Source organism: Geodermatophilus sp. SMS 5-13, from assembly GCF_059428245.1.
Genome location: NZ_CP165729.1, coordinates 2,150,398 through 2,170,717, shown reverse-complemented (window position 1 = coordinate 2,170,717; position 20,320 = coordinate 2,150,398). Strand labels below are relative to the sequence as shown.

General features: G+C 74.7%; 15 protein-coding genes. 8 read left to right on the top strand and 7 right to left on the bottom strand.

Features of this window, described 5'->3' with window-relative positions; translation table 11 throughout:
- Positions 1-2 precede the first annotated feature (2 nt).
- From AB3388_RS10585 to AB3388_RS10560, 6 genes are all read right to left on the bottom strand, one after another.
- Entirely contained in the window at positions 3-3,098 is a 3,096-nt protein-coding gene (locus tag AB3388_RS10585) for a bifunctional [glutamine synthetase] adenylyltransferase/[glutamine synthetase]-adenylyl-L-tyrosine phosphorylase (RefSeq protein ID WP_495410727.1), read from the bottom strand.
- 2 nt (positions 3,099-3,100) lie between these two features.
- Complete coding sequence (locus tag AB3388_RS10580; RefSeq protein WP_495410726.1) at positions 3,101-3,853, bottom strand: type 1 glutamine amidotransferase; 753 nt, start codon at positions 3,851-3,853, stop codon at positions 3,101-3,103.
- Positions 3,854-3,941: 88 nt separating this feature from the next.
- Positions 3,942-5,282 (bottom strand): glutamine synthetase family protein, encoded by a 1,341-nt coding sequence (locus AB3388_RS10575; RefSeq protein WP_495410725.1) that lies wholly within the window; start codon positions 5,280-5,282, stop codon positions 3,942-3,944.
- Positions 5,283-5,339: 57 nt separating this feature from the next.
- Positions 5,340-5,711, bottom strand: coding sequence for a DUF488 domain-containing protein (locus AB3388_RS10570; RefSeq protein ID WP_495410724.1), 372 nt, complete (start codon positions 5,709-5,711; stop codon positions 5,340-5,342).
- Positions 5,708-6,781 carry a flavin-containing monooxygenase gene (locus AB3388_RS10565; protein ID WP_495410723.1) on the bottom strand — a complete coding sequence of 358 codons (1,074 nt, stop codon included), beginning with the start codon at positions 6,779-6,781 and terminating at the stop codon, positions 5,708-5,710. Before AB3388_RS10565 ends, AB3388_RS10570 begins: the two co-directional genes overlap by 4 nt.
- 66 nt (positions 6,782-6,847) lie before the next feature.
- On the bottom strand, positions 6,848-9,568 hold the full coding sequence (locus AB3388_RS10560; protein WP_495410722.1) for a helix-turn-helix transcriptional regulator: 2,721 nt from the start codon (positions 9,566-9,568) through the stop codon (positions 6,848-6,850).
- Between the two features lie 179 nt (positions 9,569-9,747).
- On the opposite strand from AB3388_RS10560, the gene AB3388_RS10555 reads away from it, so the two are divergent.
- The 4 genes from AB3388_RS10555 (at position 9,748) to AB3388_RS10540 (ending at position 14,631) form a co-directional block, all read left to right on the top strand.
- On the top strand, positions 9,748-9,981 hold the full coding sequence (locus AB3388_RS10555) for a heavy-metal-associated domain-containing protein (protein WP_495410721.1): 234 nt from the start codon (positions 9,748-9,750) through the stop codon (positions 9,979-9,981).
- 26 nt (positions 9,982-10,007) lie between these two features.
- Positions 10,008-10,415: a hypothetical protein gene (locus AB3388_RS10550; protein WP_495410720.1), complete on the top strand. Its 408-nt coding sequence runs from the start codon at positions 10,008-10,010 to the stop codon at positions 10,413-10,415.
- Positions 10,416-10,426: 11 nt separating this feature from the next.
- A complete protein-coding gene (locus AB3388_RS10545; RefSeq protein WP_495410719.1) occupies positions 10,427-13,633 on the top strand; it encodes a heavy metal translocating P-type ATPase in 3,207 nt (1,068 codons plus the stop codon).
- Between the two features lie 161 nt (positions 13,634-13,794).
- Positions 13,795-14,631: a slipin family protein gene (locus AB3388_RS10540; protein WP_495410718.1), complete on the top strand. Its 837-nt coding sequence runs from the start codon at positions 13,795-13,797 to the stop codon at positions 14,629-14,631.
- Positions 14,632-14,646: 15 nt separating this feature from the next.
- Here the strand turns inward: AB3388_RS10540 and AB3388_RS10535 are convergent, their stop codons facing one another.
- Positions 14,647-15,369, bottom strand: a complete 723-nt coding sequence (locus AB3388_RS10535; RefSeq protein ID WP_495410717.1) for a YcnI family protein — start codon at positions 15,367-15,369, stop codon at positions 14,647-14,649.
- Positions 15,370-15,548: 179 nt separating this feature from the next.
- Here AB3388_RS10535 and AB3388_RS10530 point away from each other — a divergent pair, with 179 nt between their 5' ends.
- From AB3388_RS10530 to panB, 4 genes are all read left to right on the top strand, one after another.
- Positions 15,549-16,037, top strand: coding sequence for a SixA phosphatase family protein (locus AB3388_RS10530; protein ID WP_495410716.1), 489 nt, complete (start codon positions 15,549-15,551; stop codon positions 16,035-16,037).
- 332 nt (positions 16,038-16,369) lie between these two features.
- Positions 16,370-17,446 carry a tail fiber domain-containing protein gene (locus AB3388_RS10525; RefSeq protein ID WP_495410715.1) on the top strand — a complete coding sequence of 359 codons (1,077 nt, stop codon included), beginning with the start codon at positions 16,370-16,372 and terminating at the stop codon, positions 17,444-17,446.
- A 168-nt stretch (positions 17,447-17,614) separates the two neighbouring features.
- Entirely contained in the window at positions 17,615-19,459 is a 1,845-nt protein-coding gene (locus AB3388_RS10520; RefSeq protein ID WP_495410714.1) for an NAD+ synthase, read from the top strand.
- The gene (gene panB / locus AB3388_RS10515) at positions 19,456-20,286 is read left to right on the top strand and encodes a 3-methyl-2-oxobutanoate hydroxymethyltransferase (RefSeq protein ID WP_495410713.1); all 831 of its coding nucleotides are present in this window, start codon (positions 19,456-19,458) and stop codon (positions 20,284-20,286) included. The genes AB3388_RS10520 and panB overlap by 4 nt, the downstream gene beginning before the upstream one ends.
- Positions 20,287-20,320: the final 34 nt, after the last annotated feature.

The window sequence follows — 20,320 nt, the reverse complement described above, 5'->3', positions numbered from 1 at the left end:
GCTCAGCCTGCCGTGCCGTAGAAGACCTCGTCCACGACCCCGCGGGCCCGCCGGGTGGTCCGGCGGTAGTCGTCGACGAACTGGCCGGGGTCCTGGTCCGGCCCGTAGCCGCAGGCCCGGGCCACGCCGGCCAGCTCCAGGCCGGCCCGCGGCAGCTGGTCGCTCGGCCGGCCGCGCACCAGGAAGATCGCGTTGCGCGCCCGGCTGGCCAGCTCCCAGGCGGCCCGCAGCGCACCGGCGCGGTCCCCCGTCAGCCGCACGTGCCGCTCGAGGGCCGCGAGCGCCTCGACCGTCGACGGCACCCGCAGGGCGTCGTCCTCGGCCGCGTGCTGCAGCTGCAGGAGCTGGACGGTCCACTCGACGTCGGCCAGCCCGCCGCGGCCGAGCTTGGTGTGCGTGGCGGGGTCGGCGCCGCGCGGCAGCCGCTCCCGCTCGACCCGGGCCTTGATCCGGCGGATCTCGGCGACCTGCTCGGCGGAGAGGCCGCCGTCCGGGTACCGGATCGGGTCGATCATCGCGACGAACGCCGCGCCGAGCTCCTCGTCGCCCGCGACGGGGGCGGCCCGCAGCAGCGCCTGCACCTCCCAGACGTCGACCCACCGCTCGTAGTACTCGCGGAAGGCGTGCAGGCTGCGGACCAGCGCGCCCTGGCGGCCCTCCGGGCGCAGGTCGGCGTCCACCTCGAACGCGGGATCGGGCGCGGGCTCGCCGAGCAGCCGGCGCAGCGTGTGGGCGACGGCGTTGGCGGCCGCGGCCGCCTTGCCGTCGTCCGCCCCCTCCCGGGCCCGGTGCACGAACAGCACGTCGGCGTCGGAGCCGTAGCCCATCTCGCCGCCGCCGAGCCGGCCCATGCCGATGACGGCGAGGTCCATCGGGACGTCGGCGACGTCGATGCCGGTCTCCTGCGCGTGCGCCCGGAGCGCGACGTCCAGCCCGGCCTGGAGCGTGGCGACGGCGATGTCGGTCAGCGCCTGCCCGACCCGGACGACGTCCAGCCGCCCCAGCAGGTCGGCGCAGGCGACCCGGAGCAGCTCCTGGCGGCGCAGCCCGCGCAGCACGCGGATGCCGGCCTGCGCGTCCGGCGCCCGCCCGGCCGCGGACCGCCACGCCCCCGCGAGGGCGGCCGCGCCGCGCGGCTCGAGCTCGGCGTCGTCGGCGAGCAGCTTGAGCGCCTCCGGCGTGCGGGTCAGCAGGCTGGCCACGTACTGGCTGGAGCCGAGCAGCATGGCCAGCCGCTCGGCCACCTGGCCCTCGTCGCGCAGCAGCCGCAGGAACCACTGGTTGCCGCCGAGCGCCTCGCTGACCTTGCGGTAGGCGAGCAGGCCGGCGTCGGGGTCGGCGGAGGAGGCGAAGGTCTGCAGCAGCACCGGCAGCAGGTACTTCTGCATCGACGCCGAGCGGGAGACGCCGCCGGTGAGCGCCGCCATGTGCCGCAGCGCCCCCTCGGGGTCGGCGAAGCCGAGCGCCCGCAGCCAATCCCCCGCGGCCTGGGACCCGAGCTGCAGCTGCTCGCCGGGCACGCGGGCGACCGCGGTGAGCAGCGGGCGGTAGAAGAGCTTCTCGTGCAGCCGGCGGACCTCGCGGTTGTGCAGCCCGAGCTCGGCCCGCAGCACGTCGACGGCGCCGCCGCGGTTGTCGGGCTTGTAACCCAGCGAGCGGGCCAGCCAGCGCAGCTGCTGCTCGTCGGTGGGCAGCAGGTGGGTGCGCCGCATCCGCAGCAGCTGCAGCCGGTGCTCGACGGTGCGCAGGAACCGGTAGGAGGCGATGAGGGTGTCGGCGTCGTCCCGGCCGACGTAGCCGCCGGCGCGCAGCGCCATCAGCGCGGGCAGGGTGCCGCCCACCCGCAGGCTCTGGTCGACGCGGCCGTGCACCAACTGCAGCAGCTGGACGGCGAACTCGACGTCGCGCAGCCCACCGCGGCCGAGCTTGAGCTCGCGCTCGGCGTGGGCCGGCGGGATGTTGTCCTCGACGCGGCGGCGCATGGCCTGCACCTCGCCGACGAAGCCGGGCCGGTCGCCGGCCTTCCACACCAGCGGCCACAGCGCCTCGACGTAGGCCCGGCCGAGGTCGGGGTCGCCGGCGACCGGCCGCATCTTCAGCAGCGCCTGGAACTCCCAGGTGCTGGCCCACTGCTCGTAGTAGCTCCGATGGCCGGTGACGGTGCGCACCAGCGCCCCGGCCTTGCCCTCGGGGCGCAGCGCGGCGTCGACCTCCCACGCGGCCTCGCGGCAGATCCGCATGAGCGCGGCGGCGACGCGGGTCGCGCTCTGCACCGCCGGCGCCTCGGGGTCGGTCGGGTCGACCGGCTCGGCCACGAAGACGACGTCGACGTCGCTGACGTAGTTCAGCTCGCGGCCGCCGCACTTGCCCAGGCCGATGACGGCCAGCCGGCAGGCGGCGGCGTCGGCCGGCTGCTCGGCCACCGCGATCGCCAGCGCGGCGTTGAGGACCGCGGCGGCGATGTCGGCCAGCTCGCCGGCGACGTCCTCGGCCGACAGGTTCTCGCCCAGGTCGCGGCCGGCGAGGGAGACCAGCGCCCGCCGGTAGGCCAGCCGCAGCCCGGTGACCCGGTCGGGGGCGGCGTCCGGCGCGGCCTTGCCGATGCGCACGCCCCACGGCGGGTCGTCGGGGTCGGCGCCGACAGCGACCAGCATCTGCCGCTCGAGGGCGTGCGCGGTCGGCCGGACGGCGCCGCGGTCGTCGGCGTCCAGGACGGTCCAGTCACCGGGGTTGGCCGCGAGGTGGTCGGCCAGGCCGGCGCTGGCGCCGAGCAGCGAGAGCAGCCGGCTGCGCAGCGGCGCCGAGCCGCGCAGGCGGGCGAGCAGCGCGGCGGCCGAGCCGCCGCCGGGGTCCTCGCGGTCGAGGGACTCCACCAGCCGGTGCAGCGAGCGGATCGCCAGGTCGGGGTCGCCGGCGCGGGCCAGCGCTGAGACGACCGGACCGGCCTCCGGGTCGGCCGGCTCGTTGCGCTCGAGGTCCCACAGGCCCAGCGAGGGGTCGGAGAGGTAGCGCGCGGCGCGCTCGCCGTCCTCGAAGCCGAACCGGACCAGCCGGACGACGGCCGGGCGCGGCACCTCGGCCGCGCCGGGGCCCGCCACCGTCAGGCGGCCTGTCGCGAGGCGGTGCGGACCAGCTCGGCGAACCGGCCCGCGAAGGGCGCCCAGACCTCCGCGATGTCGGGGTGCGCGGCGGCGGAGCGGGCGCAGATCGTCTCCCGGTCCCATGGGCTGGCGGCGACGCCGACGACGTCCCGCTCGGCCCACTCCTCGACGATCTCCGGCGTCGTCTCGATGTGGAACTGGATCCCGTAGACGTGCCGGCCCACGCGGAACGCCTGGTGGGCGTACATCGGGCTGCTGGCCAGCAGGGTGGCGCCGGGCGGCAGCTGCGAGATCTCGTCGTGGTGGAACTGGATCACGTCCGGGGTCATCGGCAGCGGCCGGCAGAGCGGGTCGGTGTCGGCGACGTCGCGCTTGGCCACCAGCAGCGCCCCGACCTCGGGCCCGTCGACGCCCCTGCGGACCCGTCCCTCGCCGACCTCGGCCAGCAGCTGCGCCCCGAGGCAGACCGCCAGCGTCGGGACGTCGTCCGCGATCGCCTGCCGCAGCAGCGCGCGGACGCCGACCAGCTCGGGGCTGACCTCCGCCGGGTCCAGCGCCGACTGCGGGCCGCCGAGCACCAGCAGGCCGTCGTAGCCGTCGAGGGTGGCCGGCAGCTCGTCGCCGCCGTCCTCGGCCTGCACGTACCGCTCGTCGAGCTCGAGACCCGCCGCGCGCAGCCACTCGCCGAGGCGGGCCGGCGGATCGGTGCGGCTGGGGACGACGACGAGCAGGCGGGCGGTGCTGGCTGACACGCCGTCGAGCGTAATGGCCGCCGCGCCGGCCCCCGTGGCCGCGCTTTATCGCGATGAAGCGCGCGTGCTCTGTCGCGATAAAGCGCGGCTACAGGCCGGGGAGGTAGCGCTGCAGCTCGAAGGGCGTGACGTTCTTCCGGTAGGAGGCGAACTCCTCCTTCTTGTTGCGCAGGAAGAAGTCGAAGACGTGCTCGCCCAGGGTCTCGGCGACCAGCTCGCTGCTCTCCATCGCGGTCAGCGCCTCGCCGAGGGAGACCGGCAGGTCCTCGTAGCCGGCGGCGCGGCGCTCGGTGTCGGTGAGCGACCAGACGTCGTCCTCGGCCTCCGGCGGCAGCTCGTAGCCCTTCTCGATCCCGCGCAGCCCGGCGGCCAGCAGGACGGCGAAGGTCAGGTACGGGTTGCACGCCGAGTCGGGCGAGCGCACCTCGACCCGCGCCGAGTTGGCCTTCGACGGCTTGTACGACGGCACCCGCACCATCGCCGAGCGGTTCGCCCGGCCCCAGGTCACCGCGGTCGGGGCCTCGGTGCCGGCGAGCAGCCGCCGGTAGGAGTTGACCGTCTGGTTGGTGATCGCGGTGAACTCGCGGGCGTGGGTGAGCAGGCCGGCGATGAACTGCTTGCCCGTCGTCGACAGCCGGATCGGGTCCGACGCGTCGTGGAAGGCGTTGCGGTCGCCCTCGAACAGCGACAGGTGGGTGTGCATCGCCGAGCCGGCCAGGTCGGTGAACGGCTTGGGCATGAACGTCGCGTGCACGCCCTGGGCCAGCGCCACCTCACGGACGACGTGCCGCAGCGTCATGATGTTGTCCGCCATCGACAGCGCGTCGGCGTAGCGCAGGTCGATCTCCTGCTGCCCCGGCGAGACCTCGTGGTGGCTGAACTCCACCGAGATGCCCATCGCCTCCAGCGCGAAGACCGCCTCGCGGCGGAAGTCGTGGGCGACGTTGTGCGTGGACAGGTCGAAGTAGCCGCCGGTGTCGGCCGGCTCGGGGCAGCTGCCGTCGGTGGGCAGGTCCCTGAGCAGGAAGAACTCGACCTCGGGGTGGGTGTAGAAGGTGAAGCCCATGTCGGCGGCCTTGGCCAGCGTCCGCCGCAGCACGTGCCGCGGGTCGGCCCAGGCCGGTGACCCGTCGGGCAGGGTGATGTCGCAGAACATCCGCGCGGTGTCGCTCGGCCGGCCCTCGCGCGCGGGCATCACCTGGAACGTGCCGGGGTCGGGCTTGGCGAGCATGTCGGACTCGTAGATCCGCGCGAAGCCCTCGATCGCCGACCCGTCGAAGCCGATGCCCTCGGCGAAGGCCGCCTCGATCTCGGCGGGCGCGACGGCCACCGCCTTCAGGTAACCGGAGACGTCGGTGAACCACAGCCGCACGAAGCGGATGTCGCGTTCCTCGAGGGTGCGCAGGACGAACTCCTGCTGTCGGTCCATGCTCGCCATGATCCAGTCCGCTCGTTTCCTCTTTGTGACGACGCCGTCTGCCGGCCCTCAGCCTGCCCTGCCGCCGTCCAGTCTCCCCAGCAGGTGCTCGCGCAGCACCACCGCGTTGTTGTGCTCGGCGTCGCGGGCCGCGTACAGCAGGACGACGTCGCCGGCCTCGGCCGCGTCCAGCAGGGGGCGGACGGCGCCCGGGGCGTCGGTGAGCTCGGCGAGGTACCGCTGTCGGAACTCCGGCCACCGCGCGACGTCGTGACCGAACCAGCGCCGCAGCCCGTCGCTGGGCGCCGCGTCGCGGAGCCAGCTGTCGAGCGGCACCTCGTCGCGGCGCAGCCCCCGGGGCCAGAGGCGGTCGACGAGGAACCGCCGTCCGGGCGGCAGGGCCTCCCGGTCGTAGATCCGGGCGAGGCGGATCCGGCTCACGCCGGGGAGTATGCGACGGCCCGGTCCCCGGCGGACAGCCGCTCGGCGAGCCAGGCGGCGTCCTCGCGGACGAAACCGAGCAGCGCCGAGCCGCGGGTCCACTGCCACGGCAGGCCGAGGAAGGCCAGCCCGGGCACCGGGCTGATCCCGCGCTCGTGCACCACCTGCCCGTCGGCCAGCGCCCCGGGGACGTCGAGCCACGAGTGGTCGGGCCGGTAGCCGGTCGCCCACACCACGGCGCCGACGTCGAGCGCGGAGCCGTCGGCGAACCGCACGGTCCGGCCGTCGGCCGCCACCGCCCGAGGCCGCAGCCCGATCCCGAGGGACCGCACCCGGCGCCACGTCGTCCCGACGACGAGCTCGCGCGCGCGGAACCGCCGCCCCAGGCGCGAGTCGGCGCGGACCCCGACGAGGCCGAGCGCGGTGAGCCACCAGAACAGGTCCCGGCCCAGCGGCCGCTGCGGCACCGTCTTCGGCCGGGTGCCGACGGCGACGGTGACCGCGCGACCCGCGCCGGCCAGCTCCTCGGCGATCTGCAGCCCCGAGTTGCCCGCGCCGACGACCAGCACCGACCCGGCGGGGACGTCGTCCGGACGCCGGTAGCCCGCGCTGTGCAGCTGCGGCACCTCCGCGCCGAGGCCGAGCGCCGGCACGTGCGGCGTCTGGAACGGCCCGGTGGCGACGACGACCTGCCGCGTGGCGATCGGCCCGGTCGTCGTCTCGGCGCGGAAGCCGCCGGCGGCCCGGGACAGCCGGGTGACCCGGGTGCCCAGGCGCACCGGCAGGTCGAACGCCTCGGCGTAGGCGGCGAGGTGGTCGGCGACCTCGTCCTTGGTCGGGTAGGTGCCGGCCGGTGCCGGGAAGGCCATGCCGGGCAGTCCGTCGTACTCGGCGGCGGTGAACAGCCGCAGGGAGTCCCAGCGGGAGCGCCACACGTGCCCGATCCGGTCGCCCGCGTCGACGACGAGGGACCGGGTGCCGGCGCGCTCCAGGTGCCAGGCGAGGGCGAGACCGGCCTGGCCGGCGCCGATCACGAGGACGTCGAGCGGCTGGTCGAGGTTCGAGGTCATGCCGGGACGCTAGGAACCGCGCCTGTTCCTCGGACCGGCGAAATCACCGGGCTTGGGGTGCCTGGGTCAGTCGAGGGGCAGCGCGGCGAGCTCGGTGCGGCTGCTCACCCCGAGCTTGCTGAACACGTTGCGCAGGTGGAAGTCGACCGTGCGGGGGCTGAGGAACAGCCGCGCGGCGATGTCGCGGTTGGTCAGGCCCTGGCGGACCAGCGCGGCGACCTGCTGCTCCTGCGCGGTGAGCGCGGGCAGGGCGGCGTCGTCCCGGCGGCGGGCGGTCTCACCCGAGGCGCGCAGCTCCTGCCGGGCGCGCTCGGCCCACGGCTCGGCCCCGAGGTCCTCGAAGGTCTCCAGCGCGGCGCGCAGGTGGCTGCGGGCGTCGACGCGGCGGCGGGAGCGGCGCAGGAACTCGCCGTACGCCAGCTGGGTGCGGGCCCGCGCCGGCACCCGCATCGACCGCGCGTGCGCCTCCAGCGCCCGTACGAAGTGCGCCTCGGCCGCCGCGCCGTCGGCGCGCACCGCGCGCCCGTGCTCGGCCAGCGCCGTCGCCCACGCCGAGCCGGTGGCCTCGGCGAACCCGGCGAGGTCGGCGAGCCACTCGTCGGCAAGGTCCGGCCGGCCGGCGTGGACGGCGGCCTCGATCCGGTCGAGGCCGGCCCAGCGCCGCACGATCGGGTGCTCCAGCTGCTGCAGGTACCGCAGCGAGGCCGCCGTCCCCGCGCCGGCGCGCACGGCCCGGGCCCAGCGCGCCAGGTCGGGGACCGTGCCGGCCAGGATCCCGAGCGGATGGCGCGCGATGACCTCGTCCAGGGCGGCCAGGTGCGCGTCGGCCGCCGCGGCGTCCCCCCGCCACGCCGCCACCAGCGCGAGCACGGCCAGCGGCAACCCGGTGAGCCCGCGCTGGCCGGTGCTCTCGGCCAGCGGCAGCGCCTCGGTCGCGCCGGACACCGCCGCGGTCCACCGGCCGGTCGCCAGCTGCGGGAGCGCCCGCCGGGTCAGCGCGTACAGCACCATCACCAGCGCGCCGGTCCCGCGGGCCCGCGCCAGCAGCCGGTCGTCGAAGCGGAACGCCGCGCCGTCGTCCCCGATGTGCACGGCGGCGATGCCGAGGTTGGGCAGCAGGTCCTGGTCGTCGTCGGCGAGCTGTTCGGCCAGCACCAGCGCTCGGTGCAGGTGCGCCGCGGCCGACGGCCAGTCGCCCGCGGCCACCGCGGCCAGGCCGCGCAGCAGGTCGTCGAAGCAGCGCTCCCGCATCGGCGCGTCCGGCGGCGGCACCGGCACGAGGGACGTCGGGTCGATCCCGGTGCCCGACCGCGCCCCGAACGCGGCCAGCGCCGAGGCGAACATGGCCATCTCCCGGGCGCGCTGCTCGTCGGCCGACGCGACCTCGGCCGCGGCCTCCAGCACCAGCCGGTGTCCCAGGTCCAGCGATCCGGTGTTCCACTCGATCCGCGCCCGCAGCCGCCGGACGTCGGCCAGCAGCTCCGGCTCCTCCGCCTGCGCGGCCGCGGCGTCGGCCAGTGCCCGCGCCCGGGCCGGCTGGGCGGCCAGCCAGGCGCAGCGCGCCGCCGTGTAGAACCGCTGCGCCCGGGCCTCCCGGCCCGCCGACAGCTCGGCGGCCCGCTCGGCCGCGGCCGACGCCGACTCGTGACCGCCCCGGTGGTGGGCCCGCTCGGCCGCGCGGTCGAGCTCCGCGACCACCGCCTCGTCGGGCTCCGCGACCGAGGCCGCCAGGTGCCAGGCCCGGCGGTCCGCGTCGTCGGCGGTGGTGGTCATCGCCGTGGCGAGGGCGCGGTGCACCCGTCGCCGCTGCGTGCCGGTCGCGGCGCCGTAGACGGCGGAGCGGACCAGCGGGTGCCAGAGCTCCGCCGTCCCGCCCCGGAAGCTGACCAGCCCGGAGCGCTCGGCCGCCTCCAGCCCGTCCTCCCCCACGCCCAGCTCGGCGACGGCGCCCCGGACGGTGGCCACCCGGCCCGAGTCGTCCGCCGCGGCGGCCAGCAGCACGGTCTGCGCGTCCTCGGGCAGGCGCCGGCAGCGGTCGAGGAACGCCCGCTCGACGCCCTCGGTCAGCGGCAGCCGCTCGGGCAGCGCCGCCGTCCCGGCCAGCTGGTCGGCGCCCAGCGCGCGGGTCAGCTCGACCAGCGCCAGCGGGTTGCCGCCGGTGCTGGCCAGCAGCGTCTCGCTGACCGCCGGCGGCACCGGCACACCGGCGCGGTCGCTGAGCAGCGCGCGGGCCGCGTCCGGGTCGATGCCCCCGACGTCGACCGCCGGGAGGTCCCCCGCGTCGAAGGTCCGGACGTCGCCGGTGCGGGCGGCGAACAGCACGCCGACGTGCTCCAGCTCCAGCCGGCGGGCCACGAACAGCAGCGCCCCGGCGGAGGCCTCGTCGAGCCAGTGCGCGTCGTCGACGACGGCGAGCACCGGCTGCCGCTCCCCCGCCTCCGCCAGCAGGCTCAGCACCGCGAGGTAGACGAGGAACCGGTCGTCGGCGCCGCCCTCGACCTCCCCGAAGACGGCGCGCAGCGCCCGGGTCTGCCGCGCCGGCAGCCGGTCGGCGCAGGACATGACCGGGCGCAGCAGCCGCTGCAGCGCGGCGAACGGGAGCGGGAACTCCGACTCGATCCCCTGGGTCCGGAGGACGGTGAGCCCGTCGGCGACGGCGTCGGCCAGCAGGGCGGACTTGCCCACGCCGGGCTGCCCGCGCAGCACCAGCGCGCCGCCGCGGCCGGCCCGCGTCCGCTCGATCAGGTCGGCGACCGCGGCCCGTTCGGTCTCGCGGCCCAGCAACACGGGTCCGAAGCGTAGTTGCGGCACGGGATCGGCCGGGACGGCGGCGACCTCCCGGCGCGGCGGCGGCCACCCCGGCCACATCCCGGTGATGAACCTGGCGATTTCCCCGGCGCCAGCAGGGTGCCGCGGGACCGAGTCTCGGTCCGTCCGATCACCCCGATCCAGGAGTTCCGATCCCGATGCTCACCAACACCCCCCGCGCCTTCGTCGGCACGACCACCTTCCAGGTCACCGGCATGACCTGCGACCACTGCCGGCGCGCGGTCACCGAGGAGATCGGCCGCGTCGACGGCGTCACCGGCGTGGTCGTGGACGTGCCCACCGGCACGGTCACCGTCTCCGCCGAGCGCCCGGTCGACCGCGCCGACATCGCCGCCGCCGTCGACGAGGCCGGCTACGTCCTCCTCCCCTGACCCGCCGCCACCCCTGGAGACCCCCGATGAGCACGCTGCACGCGCACCGCCTCAGCACGAAGAAGTTCGTCCTGCACTACCTCGAGATGGTCCTGGCGATGGCCGTCGGCATGGTGGCCCTGCACCCCGCCTGGTCGTTCCTGCTCGACGCCCTCGGCGCGTCGTGGCTGATGCACAACGACTACACCGGCGCGCTGATCATGGCGACCAACATGACGGTCGCGATGTCGGCCTGGATGTGGTTCCGCGGCCACGGCCCGCGGCCGATCGCCGAGATGGGCATCGCGATGTACCTGCCGTTCGTCGTCCTGTTCCTCCCCCTGGCGCTCGGCCTGATCACCTCGGGCGCGCTGCTGCTCTGGGGCCACGTCGGGATGCTGTTCGCGATGGCGCTGGCCATGGCGCTGCGCCCGGCCGAGTACGCGCACTGCTGAGGACGCCGGCCATGACCACCACCACCGCACCCACCGTGTGCGACACGTTCACCGTCGGCGGCATGACCTGCGCGTCCTGCGTCGGCCGGGTCGAGAAGGCGCTGCGCCGGGTCGACGGCGTCCGCGAGGCCGCGGTCAACCTGGCCACCGAGACGGCGACCGTGGAGTACGACGCCGGGCTGACCGGCCCCGCCGACCTGTCCGCGGCGGTCGCCAGGGCCGGCTACAGCGCGACGCTGCGCCGTCCCGACCCCGAGCCCGCCGCGCACGACACGGAGCCGGAGGACGACGGGCTGACCGCCCTGAAGCGCCGCTGGCAGGTCGCGCTGGCGACCGGCCTCGGGCTCATGGCGGTCATGTACGTCCCGCTCTACCTGGACACGATGGACTGGCTGATGCCGGCGATCCTCGTCGTCGCCACCGTCGTGCAGTTCTGGGCCGGCCGGGACGTCTACCGCGCCGCCTGGGCCGCCGCCCGGCACCGCAGCACGACCATGAACACCCTCGTCGCCCTCGGCACCGGCGTCGCCTACGGCTACAGCGCCTTCGTGACCCTCTGGCCGGGGCAGGCCGAGAGCTGGGGCCTGCCGCTGCACGTCTACTTCGAGACGTCGCTGATCGTCATCGCGCTGGTGCTCATGGGCCGCTGGCTGGAGGCGAAGGCGAAGAAGCGGACCGCCGCGGCGATCACCGCGCTGGTCGGCCTGGCCCCGAAGACCGCCCGCGTCCTGCGCGGCGACGTCGAGGTCGACGTGCCGGTCGAGCAGGTCGTCGCCGGTGACCTGGTGCGCGTCCGGCCGGGCGAGAAGGTGCCGGTGGACGGCGTGGTCACCGCCGGCCGCACCGCGGTCGACGAGAGCATGCTGACCGGCGAGAGCCTGCCGGTCGAGAAGAGCGTCGGCGATCCCGTCATCGGCGCGACGCTCAACCGCACCGGCTCGGTGGTGCTGCGCGCCACCGCCGTCGGCGCCGACACCGCGCTGGCCCAGATCGTCCGGCTGGTCGAGGACGCACAGGGCGCCAAGGCGCCGATGCAGCGGCTGGTCGACCGGGTCGCGGCGGTGTTCGTGCCGACGGTGCTGCTGCTGGCCGCCGCCACCTTCGCGGTGTGGGCGCTGTTCGGGCCCGAGCCCGGCCGGCTCACGATGGCGATCACCACGACGGTCGCCGTCCTGATCATCGCCTGCCCGTGCGCGCTGGGGCTGGCCACGCCGACGGCGGTCATGGTCGGCACCGGCCGCGCCGCGGAGCTCGGCGTCCTCATCGGCAACGGCGAGGCGCTCGAGCAGGCCCGGCGGCTGACCGCCGTCGTCCTCGACAAGACCGGCACGATCACCCGCGGCCGGCCCGCCGTCGTCGACGTCGCCGTCCGGCCCGGCTGGACCGAGGCCGAGGTGCTGACCCTGGCCGGCGCCGCCGAGACCGGCAGCGAGCACCCGCTGGGCGAGGCGATCGTCGCGGCGGTCCGCGAGCGCGGCCTGCCGCTGCCGGTCGCGGACTCCTTCGAGGCCGTGCCCGGCCGCGGCGTGGACGCCGTCGTCGCCGGCCGGCGGGTGCGCGTCGGCAACCGGGCCCTCCTGCGGGGGAGCGACCTGGGCGGGCTGGACGACGCCGCGCGGGCGGCCGCCGCGGCCGGGCGGACGCCGATGTTCGTCGCCGTCGACGGCGAGGCCGTCGCGGTGGTGACCGTGGCCGACCCCGTCCGGCCCGAGTCGGTGGACGCCGTCGCGCAGCTGCAGGCGCTCGGCCTCGAGGTCTGGATGCTCACCGGCGACAACGAGGCGACCGCCCGGTCGGTGGCCGCCCAGGTGGGCATCGCGAACGTGATCGCCGACGTGCTGCCCGCGCAGAAGGACGCCGCGGTCGCCCGGCTGCAGGCCGACGGCCACGTCGTCGCGATGGTCGGCGACGGCATCAACGACGCCCCGGCGCTCGCCCGGGCCGACCTCGGCATCGCCATCGGCACCGGCGCCGACGTGGCGATCGCGGCGTCCGACGTGACGCTGATCGGCGGCGACCTGCGCGGCATCGTGTCGGCGATCGCGCTGTCGCGGCGCACCGTCGCCACGATCCGGCAGGGCCTGGTGTGGGCCTTCGGGTACAACGTGCTGCTCATCCCGGTCGCGGCCGGCGCCCTGTACTGGTGGGACGGGCTGCTGCTCGACCCCGTGCTGGCCTCGGCCGCGATGGCGATGAGCTCGGTCAGCGTGGTCACCAACGCGCTGCGGCTGCGCCGGTTCCGCCGGCCGGCCTCCCCCGCGGAGATCGCGTCCCCGCCGCTGCGGACGCGGCTGTCCTCCGCGGCCTATCTCGCGACGGTCGCCGTCGTCGCGCTGGCCCTCGGCGCCGGGTTCACCTGGGCCTCGCGGACCGAGGCGGCCACCCGCGGCATGAACGGCCTGCTGGCCTGGACCGAGTCGACCGGCATGCCGATGCGGCCCGCGATGAGCGAGATGATGACTGCCGAGGTCGAGGCCGGCGAGGCGGCCGAGGCGGGGCTGTCCGTCCGGCTCGGCGTCCCGGCCGACGTGCGCCCCGGGCGGCCGGCGCGGATCACCGCGACCGTCGTCGACGAGGCCGGCCGGCCCGTCGAGGACCTCACCCGCAGCCACCAGGCCTGGATGCACCTCATCGCCACCCGCGCGGACCTGGCGACGTTCGCCCACGAGCACCCCCGGCCCACCGGGAACCCCGGCGAGCTGGCCGTCGACCTGGTCTTCCCGACCGCCGGCGAGTACGTGGTCAACACCGAGTTCCGGCTGCGGGGCGAGATGGCCGACCTGCACCAGCGGCAGGTGGTGACCGTGCGCGGCACGGCGCCGGCGGCCGAGGTCGCCTCCCCCGGCCCGCGCAGCGTCGTCGTGGACGGCGTCCGCGTGCAGCTGCGCGGGGACGCCGAGGTCGGCACGCCCAGCGACCTGGAGTTCGTGCTCACCGACGCGGCGACCGGCCGGCCGATCGACGACCTGCAGCCCTACCTGGCCGCGGCCGGGCACATCGTGGTCATGCGGGCGGACGGCGAGACCTTCGCCCACGAGCACGCCGAGGTCACCGACCCCGACGGCCGGCCGGTGTTCGCCGTCCCGGGCACCCGCTTCGGCCCCGAGCTCGACGTGCACGCCGATTTCGACACCCCCGGCGTGTACCGCCTGTGGGCGCAGTTCCGGCTGGCCGACGGCCGGGTCATCACCGCCCCGTTCACCGTGAGCGCGTCGTGACCGCCGACGTCCGCCGGCTCGGCGCGTCGCTGCGCACGAAGGTGATCGCCGCCTGGCAGCCGGACGCACCAGTTCCGGCTTAGCATGTGGGCGCCATCACGGGGCGCCGCGGCACGGGCGCGACCTGCGCGTCCGCCGCGGCGCCGGTGGCGGAGGGCGAGATGGACGCCGTTCTCGCAGTGCTCGTGGTCGTGCTCCTCGGCGTGGCGGTGCTGGCCGGGCTGAGCGTCCGCGTCGTCAACCAGTTCGAGCAGGGCGTGGTCCTGCGTTTCGGCCGCCTGCGCGGTGAGCCCCGCGGCCCCGGGCTGACCTTCATCGCCCCGGCCGCCGACCGCATGCACAAGGTGAACATGCAGGTGGTGACCATGCCGGTGCCCGCCCAGGAGGGCATCACCCGCGACAACGTCACCGTCAAGGTCGACGCGGTCGTCTACTACAAGGTCTACGACCCGGTGCGGGTGGTCGTGGGCGTGCAGAACTACCAGGCCGCGATCGCGCAGGTGGCGCAGGCGTCGCTGCGGTCGATCATCGGCAAGAGCGAGCTGGACGACCTGCTGTCCAACCGCGAGCGGCTCAACCAGGGCCTGGAGCTGATGCTCGACAACCCGGCCGTCGACTGGGGCATCCACATCGACCGCGTCGACATCAAGGACGTCGCCCTGCCCGAGTCGATGAAGCGGTCGATGTCGCGGCAGGCCGAGGCCGAGCGCGAGCGCCGGTCGCGGGTGATCACCGCCGAGGGCGAGCTGCAGGCCTCGGAGAAGCTGTCCCAGGCGGCCAGGGTCATGAGCGAGCAGCCCGCGGCGCTGCAGCTGCGGCTGCTGCAGACGATGGTCGAGGTCGCCGCGGAGAAGAACTCGACCGTCGTCCTGCCCTTCCCGGTGGAGCTGCTGCGCTTCCTGGAACGGGCGACACCTCCGGAGCCGTCATCGACCCCGGAGGTGCCCGCTGCCCGTCCGGCCCCCGAGCTCGCGCCGCCGTCGCCGAACGGCCACTGAGCCCGGTCCGGCGGTTCAGACCCCGGCGGTGTCCCGCTGCGGCTCGACCGCGGCGGAGGCGACCGGCGCGCTGCGCCGGCGGGCGCCGAGCGCCAGGGCCACACCGGCGATGCCGGCCAGCAGCCCGACGACGCCGAGGACCAGGGCGGTCACGGCCAGGCCGTTGCCGTCGTCCTCGGTGCCGGTCGCAGGCGTGGTGGCCGCGGGGGCGGCGTCGTCAGCGGCCGCGGCCAGCGACAGGGTCGGCGCGGGGTGCTCCGGCTCGGCCTGGCCTTCGACGCTCGGCTCGACCCAGGCGACCTCGGTGCCGTCGTCGTAGCCCTGGATGGCGGGGAGGGTGAGGCTCTCGGCGTCGGGCAGCGGGCCGGCGCTGATCGAGAAGGACTGGTACTCGCCCGGCTCGATGCCGGCCCCCGGGTCGGCGGTCCAGGTGACCTGGCTGACCGCCTCGGTGACCTGGTTGCCGTCGTCGTCGGTGACCGGCGGGTCGACCGGCGTCTTCTCGACGGCGGCGGTCCAGCCGGGCACCGGCTTGACGCTCACGAAGGCAAGCGGCGTGTCGGTGGGCAGCTGCACGCGCAGGGACGTCGTCGAGGCGGTGTCGCTCTCGGTCGGGACGCGGAAGGTCAGCTCGCCGAACCCGCCGGCGGCAGCGTCGTTCGAGCCGACGCTGACGTGCGCCGATGCCACCCCGACCCCGAGGACCAGGACGGCGACGATGGCTGCCAGAGCAGCCACGGCGGCACGGCGAAGACGAAAGAGCACAGCAACCCCCGGGGTGCAGCCGGTCCGGCCGGTGCCGGTCCGCTCGGGAACGATGATCGTGGCGGGGAGGCCCGGGGTTCCTCCCCCAGGCCGATGTCCCGCCGATCCCCAAAGTGGGTGGCCGTGGCCGACTCCGGTGCCAGACTCGGCCGGTGGAACCGCGCCGGCTGCTGCTGATCCGCCACGCCCAGGCCGCCCAGGGCGGCGCCGACGCGGAGCGGCCGCTGACGCGGCAGGGCGCGCAGAACGCCGCGGCGATCGGGGCCTGGCTGGCCGGCGCGCGGCTGACGCCCGACCGGGTGGTGGTGTCCCCCGCCCTCCGCGCGGCGCAGACCTGGGAGCGCGCGGGCGGCGAGCTGCCCTCGGCCCCCGAGCCGATCAGCGACGAGCGCATCTACGACAACACCGTCGACGCGCTGCTCGCCGTCCTCCGCGAGACCCCCGAGGACGTGCGGACCCTCGCCCTCGTCGGCCACAACCCGTCGATCGGCGAGCTCGCGGGCGTCCTCGACGACGGCCGCGGCGACCTCGGCGACGGCTTCCCGGCCGCCGCCCTCGCGGTGTTCGCCCTCACCACTGCGTTCGCGGCCATCGCGCCGGGCACGGCGACGCTGCACGACTTCGCGGTGCCGCGCGCCTGAAACCCGCGCAGCACGTGGCCCCGCCCAGGTCGAGACCCGCGTCGGTGATCTGTCGGGGCACAGCCGCCGACCCCCGTTCAGGACGCCGCCTCGTGTGCGCTCCTGCGGCACGCTGGTCAGCCGACGCTTCCGCTGAATTCGTTCACCCCTACTGGGAGCGCGACACGGCCAGGATTCGGACCCTTCACCGCCGTTCGAATGGAACGCAGGTGACGCCGACGTGACGGCACATTGACGGCGCGGTGTGACGATGATGCTTCACGTCCTGCCCTGCCGGCACGAGCAAGGAAGCGCCGAGCCCGACGCGTCCCCTCCAGAGGAGTGAAGGCGACATGTCCTGGGAAACCAATGGCAATCAGAACATCAATGGGAACAACAACTTCCTGGGCACGCGGAACAATGCGCCACTCGTCATCAGGACGAACACGGACAACACTCCCGGCAATCTCGAAGAAGTTCTGCGAATCACGGCTTCCTCCCCGGCGGCAAGGGGTCGGGTCGGCATTGCGACGACAAACCCCACGCAGCAGGTGACGCTGGGGGCCGGTAATGTCCAACTGCCCGATGCGCAAAGCGGGAACGACGGCAATCTCTACTTCGGCGGGCGCACGGACGCCGGCGAGACCGGACTTCGGTTGTTCGGCGGAAACGTCAACGGAAACATCCCGGCCGGCTTCATCGACGTTCGATCGACGGACCCCCGAGACGGGTTGCGAATCCGCGTCGACACGACCAACGGTGGCACGGAGAGACTGCGAATCAGGGCGGATGGCAATGTCGGAATAGGAACGGACGCGCCCGGTCAGCGGCTGACGATGGGGGCCGGCAACGTCCAACTGCCCGATGCGCAAAGCGGGAACGACGGCAATCTCTACTTCGGCGGGCGCACGGACGCCGGCGAGACCGGACTTCGGTTGTTCGGCGGAAACGTCAACGGAAACATCCCGGCCGGCTTCATCGACGTGCGATCGACGGACCCTCAAGACGGGCTGCGAATCCGCGTCGACACGAACAACGGTAGCGCGGAAAGGCTTCGGGTCACCTCGGTCGAGGTGCGTTCGACGGTCCCGTTCGCCGGACCCGGTGCCCCGTCGGACGTGCGCGCGAAGACCAACATCCGGCCGCTCAGCGGCATGCTGGACAGGCTGGAGAACATTCGGGGCGTTGCCTTCGACTGGGTCGATGCGCCCGAGGTGACCGGCGGAAGGTCGGGTCGGCCGGGCATTGGAGTCATCGCGCAGGAGGTGGAGGCGGTATTTCCTGAACTCGTCCAGGAGTACGGCGACATCGGGTACAAGGCGGTCGACTACAACGGCTTGATCGCGGCCTTGCTAGGAGCTGCGAAGGAACTCCGTGCCCAGGTGGAGTTCCTGCGTTCTCGGATCGAGACATTGGAGCGGGTCAAGTAGCGGCCCCGAGTTCACGTGCCGCTTTCATCAGCCTGCTCGCCCTCGTCCGGAGGCCGCTGACGTCGTGTGGACGCCTGCCGTCGTCGGCCACACCCGTCGATCGGTGCCCAGCGCCTGAACCCCGCCCCCACGTGGCCGCCCCACCTGCGGCGGGACGAGGATGGAGGCGTGGACGAACAGCAGCCGGTGCAGCTGCGGGTGGCCCTGGCCCAGGTCGACACCCGCGTCGGTGATCTGTCGGGCAACGCGGAGCTGGTGACCCGGTGGACGGCGAAGGCACGGGACGCGGGCGCGCACCTCGTCGTGTTCCCCGAGATGACGCTCACCGGCTATCCGCCCGAGGACCTCGTGCTCCGCGAGTCCTTCGCGCGGGCCAGCGAGGACGCGCTGGTCCGGCTCGCCGGCGACCTCGACCGGCAGGGGCTGGGCGGCACCGCCGTCGTCGTCGGGTACCTGGCGCACACCGAGGGCGTGGGCCCGGCGCCGGTCGACAGCCCGCCCACCGACGAGGACGACCGCCCCGGCGACGCCAACCCCCGCCGCGGCGCCCCCCGCAACGCCGCCGCGCTGCTGTGCGGCGGGGAGGTCGTGGCCCGCTACTACAAGCGGCACCTGCCCAACTACGGCGTCTTCGACGAGGCGCGCTACTTCGTGCCCGGCAACGAGCTGCACGTGGTGCGGCTGCACGGCGTCGACGTCGCGCTGACCATCTGCGAGGACCTCTGGGTCGAGGGCGGCCCGTGCGGCGTCGCCGGCCAGGCCGGCGTCGACCTGGTCGTCTCCCCCAACGCCTCGCCGTACGAGCGGGCCAAGGACGACGCGCGGCTGCCGCTCGTGCGCCGCCGCGCCACCGAGGCGCACGCGCCGGTCGTCTACTGCAACCAGGTCGGCGGCCAGGACGAGCTGGTCTTCGACGGCGACTCGATGGTCGTGCTGGGCGACGGCGAGCTGCTGGCCCGGGCGCCGCAGTTCGTGGAGCACCTCATGTGCGTGGACCTGACGCTGGACCGGGCGGCCGTGGCCGAGCGGCGGGAGGGCCGGATCGGGCCGATGACGGTGGTCCGGCACGTGGTCTCCGAGGAGCCGGTCGAGCCGTTCGAGGCGCAGCCGTGCTCGATCGCGAACCCGCTGGAGGACTGCGAGGAGGTCTGGCGGGCCCTGGTGCTGGGGCTGAAGGACTTCATCGACAAGAACGGCATGCCCTCGGTGATCCTCGGGCTCTCCGGTGGCATCGACTCGGCGCTGGTCGCCGCGATCGCCGTCGACGGGCTCGGCGCCGACCGGGTGTACGGCGTCGGGCTGCCGTCGAAGTGGTCGAGCGAGCACTCCCTCGCCGACGCCGAGGACCTCGCCACCCGGCTCGGGCTGCACTACTCGGTCGTGCCGATCGCGCCGATCGTGGAGGGCTTCGAGAAGCAGATCGAGCTCACCGGGGTGGCGGCGGAGAACCTGCAGGCGCGCGTGCGCGGCACGCTGCTCATGGGCCTGTCCAACCAGCACGGGCACCTGCTGCTGGCCACCAGCAACAAGAGCGAGGCGGCCGTCGGCTACTCCACCCTCTACGGCGACGCGGCGGGCGGGTTCGCCCCGATCAAGGACCTGCCGAAGACCCTGGTCTGGGAGCTGGCCCGCTGGCGCAACGCCTACGCCAGGAAGCACGGGGAGACCGAGCCGATCCCGCAGAACTCGATCGACAAGCCGCCGTCGGCCGAGCTGGCGCCCGGGCAGAAGGACAGCGACTCGCTGCCCTCCTACGACGAGCTCGACGCCGTCATCGGCGACTACGTCGACCACGACCTCGGCATGGCCGAGCTGCTCGAGCGCGGGCACGACCCGGAGGTGGTGGCGCGGGTCCTCCGGTTGGTGGACATCGCCGAGTTCAAGCGCCGGCAGTCGGCACCGGGAACGAAGATCTCGATGAAGGCGTTCGGCCGGGATCGGCGCCTGCCCATCACCAACCGCTGGCGGGAGAGCCTGCCCAGCGTCCGCGAAGGAGCGGCATCGCACTCATGACCGAGAGCGTCCTCTACGGCGGGCAGTCCTCCGCCCGCGTGCGCGTGCACCACCTGCAGCAGGCCAAGGAGCGCGGCGAGAAGTGGGCGATGCTCACCGCCTACGACACCAACAGCGCCGCGGTCTTCGAGGAGGCCGGCATCCCGGTGCTGCTCGTCGGCGACTCCGCGGGCAACGTCGTCCTCGGCTACACGAGCACGGTGCCGGTGACCCTCGACGACATCCTGCTGATGACCAAGGCGGTCACCCGCTCCACCAAGCGGGTGCTGGTGGTCGGGGACATGCCGTTCGGCACCTACGAGGCCGGGCCGGCTCAGGCGCTGGCCAACGCCATGCGGCTGATGAAGGAGGGCGGCGCGCAGGCGGTCAAGCTCGAGGGCGGCGTCCGCGTGGCCGCGCAGATCCGGGCGCTCACCGAGAACGGCATCCCGGTGATGGCGCACATCGGGTTCACGCCACAGAGCGAGCACGCCCTCGGCGGCTTCCGGGTGCAGGGCCGCGGCGCCGGCGCCGACCAGTTGCTGGCCGACGCGCACGCGGTGCAGGAGGCCGGCGCGTTCGCCGTCGTCCTGGAGATGGTGCCCGCCGAGCTGGCCACCCAGGTGACCAAGGAGCTGTCGATCCCCACGATCGGGATCGGCGCCGGGGTCGACTGCGACGCCCAGGTGCTGGTGTGGCCCGACATGGCCGGGCTGACCGGCGGCCGCGTGCCGCGGTTCGTGAAGCAGTACGCCGACCTCCGCGGCGAGCTGCTGCGGGCGGCCCGCGAGTACGCCGACGACGTCCGCAACGGCACCTTCCCGGGCCCGGAGCACTCGTTCGAGTAGGACGCCGGACCGGCTTGTGCCGCACCCTGAGGAC